Annotated in this window: 5 protein-coding genes; 2 read left to right on the top strand and 3 right to left on the bottom strand. The window is 42.8% G+C overall.

The genetic code is table 11. From position 1 onward, the window contains the following. The coding region (locus JMX93_RS14210; protein ID WP_499205088.1) for a hypothetical protein at window positions 1-288 on the bottom strand (288 nt) is incomplete at its 3' end. 261 nt (window positions 289-549) lie between these two features. Between JMX93_RS14210 and JMX93_RS14205 the strand changes: the two genes are divergently transcribed. Next, on the top strand, window positions 550-3,198 hold the full coding sequence (locus JMX93_RS14205) for a MobA/MobL family protein (protein ID WP_240216899.1): 2,649 nt from the start codon (window positions 550-552) through the stop codon (window positions 3,196-3,198). A 25-nt stretch (window positions 3,199-3,223) separates the two neighbouring features. Further along, window positions 3,224-4,180, top strand: a complete 957-nt coding sequence (locus tag JMX93_RS14200) for a hypothetical protein (protein WP_087813584.1) — start codon at window positions 3,224-3,226, stop codon at window positions 4,178-4,180. Window positions 4,181-4,368: 188 nt separating this feature from the next. On the opposite strand, the gene JMX93_RS14195 is transcribed toward JMX93_RS14200, so the two are convergent. Further along, window positions 4,369-4,644: a hypothetical protein gene (locus JMX93_RS14195; RefSeq protein ID WP_045448311.1), complete on the bottom strand. Its 276-nt coding sequence runs from the start codon at window positions 4,642-4,644 to the stop codon at window positions 4,369-4,371. Window positions 4,645-4,800: 156 nt separating this feature from the next. Then, complete coding sequence (locus JMX93_RS14190) at window positions 4,801-5,025, bottom strand: helix-turn-helix domain-containing protein (protein ID WP_045448313.1); 225 nt, start codon at window positions 5,023-5,025, stop codon at window positions 4,801-4,803. Between the last annotated feature and the right edge of the window lie 215 nt (window positions 5,026-5,240).

Below are 5,240 nucleotides of genomic sequence, written 5' to 3'. Positions count from 1 at the left end.
GTTTTTAGGTGGTGTAAAGCTGCTTGGTGTTTCCTTAGCTTCACTTTGAATCTTATGAGCGATTGATTTTAAAAATTCACGGTGCTTTTTCAAACGAGCATATTTTTCATTATCGTGTGCGTCTAAAAAAATAGCTTGCAGTTCATGATTATCATCATCGTCTAATGCGTTGGCCAACCACTCCCCCAATATTTTATGTGCTTCAAGCCTGTCCTGATCAATCTCTTTTTTAAGAGCCTGTAATTGCTTAATCTTATTTGCGAATAAATCATCTGATATTACTGACATTACCTCATCCTTTTTTTAGCCAACTATGATAGAGTTGATCCTAGCAGTACATACATAGGTATGCAAGGTAGTAAAATACACAAGACCACATCGTTTCGTGGGCGCAGTAGTATTTTAACCCTCTGTTAAGAGCGAACTTAGGAGTTTATGTAAAAAAGACCCACAAGGGGTACTATTTTTTACATAAACTCCGTCGTTCGGCAGGGGGCGAACCCCCTACAACCCCCAAAAAATCATCTCTCAATGTTCGGTTTTTTTGCTATGAATAATAAAGGGTTTCATTTGTCGGTTAGCGCCGTTAGTAAGGCGAAAAATCATAGCGTGGTGGCAAAGTCGGCTTATAATTCTGGCTCAAAACTGGTTGATGAACAGTCAGGAGTCGTCCACGATTACACCAGTAAAGCTAAAGACAAAATCTTAAATTTAGTGGACAGTGATGGTACTAAATACACGCAAGTTGTTGAGAAAAATGTGGTGCATACGGCGTTGATAACGCCAACTCTTGCTGGGGATCTAGCAGTGACACGTGAGGGTTTTTGGAATGATATCGAACGCATTGAGACTCGTAAAAACGCGCAATTGGGTACTGAGATTGATGTGATGTTTCCTGATGGGATCACCGCGGATCAGCGTATAGTTCTGGTCGAGCGCTACGCTCAAACCTTATCTGATCGCTATAACGTGCTTGTCGATGTGGCCATTCATCGGCCCCACAGTCACGAGAAACATGTGGGGGAGGTTGAAGTGGTTGAGCTGACCAGTCGTAACTTTCATGCCCATATTTTACTCTCAAGCCGTGAGATAGTAGCGGATGTTGAGGGTTATGCTTTATCAGCACGCAAGAATTGGTTGCAGTGGTCAACGGAGGAGCGGTTATCTAAGGGGTTAAACGGACGCGGCGATGAGCTTAAATATCAACGCACCCTTTGGGCGGATATGGCCAATGAGCTACTGCCTAAGAATAAAACCATTAGTGAGAAATCCTACCGTGAGCTGGGCATCAATCGTTTGCCAAAAATGAAACTGGGTAAATCACTATATAAGGATATTCTCAAAGGCAATCGTTCAGTGATTCACGAATACAACGAGACGATTGATGAGATCAATGCTTACATTGAAAAAAATGGTTTAGTAATTGAGTACGACGACAAGGGACGTATTGACCTAGAAAGCAATGAACAAGAGGTTAACGGCGTCACAATACATTATAAAAAGCGTAAACCCTTTGCGCGAATTGAGCTCAGTAATATCCGATTTGTAGATCCTGCCGTTGAACTTGAACCCGCTATCCCTAAAAGTAACAGTCAGACGCATAGTGATGCGGCCAATGATCACGCACTTGATGAGCTTTTAGCAATCTCAGCCGACTTTGTGAGTCAAAAAAAGATGGTACGCAGCGCCTTATTTTCAACCATTGATGCGCTGCATGAAGAGTTAGCGCACCAGTCTAAACAGATTATTACTATTGATAAAAACATTAAGAGTACCCAGCGGTTCACCGAGGAGGTGGGACAGGATTACAGCACGTCCCGCCAAAAAATGATTGAGCTTGCCAGGCAGATAAGCACAAAAGAGCAAAGTGAGGCACTAAAGACGGCTTTAGTGTTGGTTGAGGAGTTTAGACAAGATGATACCCTACAAACAGGCCGCGCCGTTACAAGTCTTGAGAAGCAACTGTCACAGATTGATAAAATAGTGCTGAATAATAAAGCGATGCTAGAAAAGCTGATCCCGCTTAATAATGAAGTCATTGCTGACTACAAAGGGTTGAAGGCCACGCTAAAACCCTTTGCCGCAAAGCTGAATAAACTGGCGACTGGCTTTAAAGCTCTTGATGAGATTGATATTGAAAAATCCGACTTATCCTTACAGTGGGATCAAGCGTTTGCGGATCTACAAGAGATAGATATCACCAATAACATGGATACTTATCATAAGTTTGCTGCATTTGCAGATCTGGACGTTGAGCGCTTTAAGTACCTTGAAAAAGAACGTGAGGCGCTCAGTACGTTAAAAGCGGTAGAGATAGACGCGGATGCTGACACTCGTTTGACGGCATTGGCCGCTGATGTTAAAGCGTTTAAGACCACCAATAATGAAGACATCAAACAGTTAAAGCAGCAAATTAATACCAGTAAAAAGACTTATCAGCGCTTATCACCGTTTTATGAGCAGCGTATCGCCTTACTGGATCAAAGTGAGGCGGTGATCGTGCAAGATGATGATTTATACGATGAAATCATAAGTACCAAGACTACTCAATTGAATGCAGATCGGCTTGAGGACTGGCGCAGCCGTACTATGGCGCTGCAATATCAGCTCAACAAAGCGCATGAGCAAGCAAAGCTTAAGAAAGAGGCTGAGCGCGCACGAGAGGAGGCTTTGATCAGGCGGCGAGAAACCTTAAAACAGAGGCGGCAGCAGGCATCTCTTAAGCGTCAGCGAATCAATGAGACCAAAGCATATCGAGATCGATTTGACAATTTAGTGGTACGGGTGCGTAACCGCGTTAATACCCTTGATTTTAAGGCCGTTGATGCACCGATCGAAGTGATCAACGCGGCTGAGGCGGTTGCCGCACAAGCATTTATATTCACTACTCTAAAACACACTGACAGCTTTACGACACTACAAAAAAGTTTACGAGACACCGATGCTAAAAAAATTGCAACGCAGGTGCAGAAGGCAGCAACGACGCTATGGCAACAGCTTGAGCGCTTGCCTGACAATCAAGATAAGGTCGAGGTGTTAACGAAAATCAATGAGCGCTTTGAGCACGTTCCTGCTATCACCATAGATGGGGCAACGCTCACACAAACTGTGACAGATCACCTGCAAAAAACGAAGAACGCCATCCAAGCGCATGAACAAGCACAAACACGCCGCTACTCCTCACCACGCCCATTTTAGGCGGCATTATAATAATGAGTACCCCATGAATAAAGACAATAGCAATGAGCAAGACATACACGATCAACTTGTTAACCTAGTGACTTCATTGACTCCGGTCATTGGGGCCTTGCGTGAGCTGATTAAGCGAGCCGATGATGCGGTAGCGAGGCGGCTTGAGCGTTCGCTTAGCGGTATTGATAGCAAGGTGAATGAGGTGTCTTCTGCCATTGAAGAATTAGGTAGTAGCGCAAGCACGACTTCGCAGGCATTGAGCCAGTATCAAGAACTCGTGTTAAAGCAGCTACAAGCGGCAGTGACTGCTTTTACTGACAATGAGATGCCGCGTCGTTATGATGACAAAATAGCGGGCATCATCACCGATATGAAACAGCAGATTGATACGGCTGTAGAGTCGGTCGTCACTGCTAAAAACGATAGCATAGAGGTACAAATCAGTACCATGCAAGGAGTTGCTGATAAACTTAGCGCAAGCGCGGACAATCTAGCCCTATTCACCAATCAGTACCAAGCTGGTCATAAGCAGATTATTGAAGATATTGAGACCTTTGAGACCACCACCAAAACGCGGATTGAGCAGGTCGAGGCTAGAGCTAGTAAAGACTTGGACAAAATTCATAAGTCCATTGAGACTATGAGTATTAAAAGGATTGCAGCCGCTGTCGCAGCGGGTACGATGGCTGTGATAATAAGTTTGGTGGCTCTGGTATTTTGGTATGTGCCAAGCTTTGATGAGATTGCAGAGATGAAATACCAGCAAGCAGAGCTACAGCGCGGCATCGATGAGCTTGAAACGGGTTGGAAACAGGCCTTTAATAATGCTCAAAGTGCGCAGTTTATTTTGGCTTGTGATGTTAATAAAGAGCAGCCTGATGCAATCAGCTGGTGCGTTAGAGCAGACAGTAAGAGTGTTTTGAGAGATGAGAGAGGCTTTGTTTATTATAAAATAGCTGGGGTGCCGCGTGCAAAGCCGACTGAGTAAAGACGTATGGTAATAGCGAGCTATATTGCCCAAAAGTGCGTCTTCTGAAACATATAAGACTGAAAAAAGGCTTGTTTGATTGTCGTTATCTTTGTCTATATTAAAAAGCCAGATAATGACACTTTATCTGGCTTTAAGGGTTATTGTTTCTTGTTAAACAAGAAGTCTGTAAATATAAGCTAAAGTGACTAGGCTGCTTGGTCAGTATGAGCTGTGACCAACTCTATAAAAGCAGTTTCAAGGGTACTTAACGCATAATCATCAATCATAAGACCGTCATCTATCTGTCGTTGCACCCAGACATAAATCGCTTCATCATTATAAAGAATAGCGTCAACACCAAGTAATGATGCCAGTTGTACGCCTTGCTGTACTTGTAAGCTGAATAACAGCTGAGAGGCTAAAGCTTTAGTCTGTTCACTAAACCAAGCGCAGCTGTTGAGCCGAGATAGATTGTTATTCATTGGTATTCTCCTGTAGATTATTGTGTATAAATAATGGATAAAATGACTTACTACAGGTCAAATTATACCTATATTTTAATCTATTGCAAGAGAAAATGACCTTCTATAGGTCTTTTTATACTTTTAAAGGTGATAATGTCTTATGAGCGAAGGTGTTCACTCAGGTGATTCACTGCTGTCCTCATTTATGATTTCATATAAATCACCAACATTGATTCTAAGATACGTGCATAAAGACTCGATGATATCTAGATCAACTCGGGTGGCTTCTTCATGATACATGCGAGTAATGGTGCCACGATTGATACCAGTATCTCTTGCGACATCGGCAATTTTAAGGCGTCTTTCGCCCATGATGGTCGATAAGTGACACTTCACCATAGTGGTTTCCTCATTAACGATTAGTAGTTTTTGATTGGTGAACGGATTATAACGAATATGAGCGGCTAAAGTATTCCTTTTAGTAGCTCAAATTGGTATCCAATAGCGCAATTTGCCTAGTAATAGGCAGTTTATTATGCTGTCTTTGATACAGGACGTCTATCATGATGGATATACGCTAGTTAGAAAAGGCGATGCGATTTTTACTATGATGT

The sequence above is a fragment of the Psychrobacter muriicola 2pS genome, from assembly GCF_904846535.1.
In the GTDB taxonomy this organism is placed as follows: Bacteria; Pseudomonadota; Gammaproteobacteria; order Pseudomonadales; family Moraxellaceae; genus Psychrobacter; species Psychrobacter aquimaris.
This window is presented reverse-complemented; position numbering and strand designations above follow the sequence as displayed.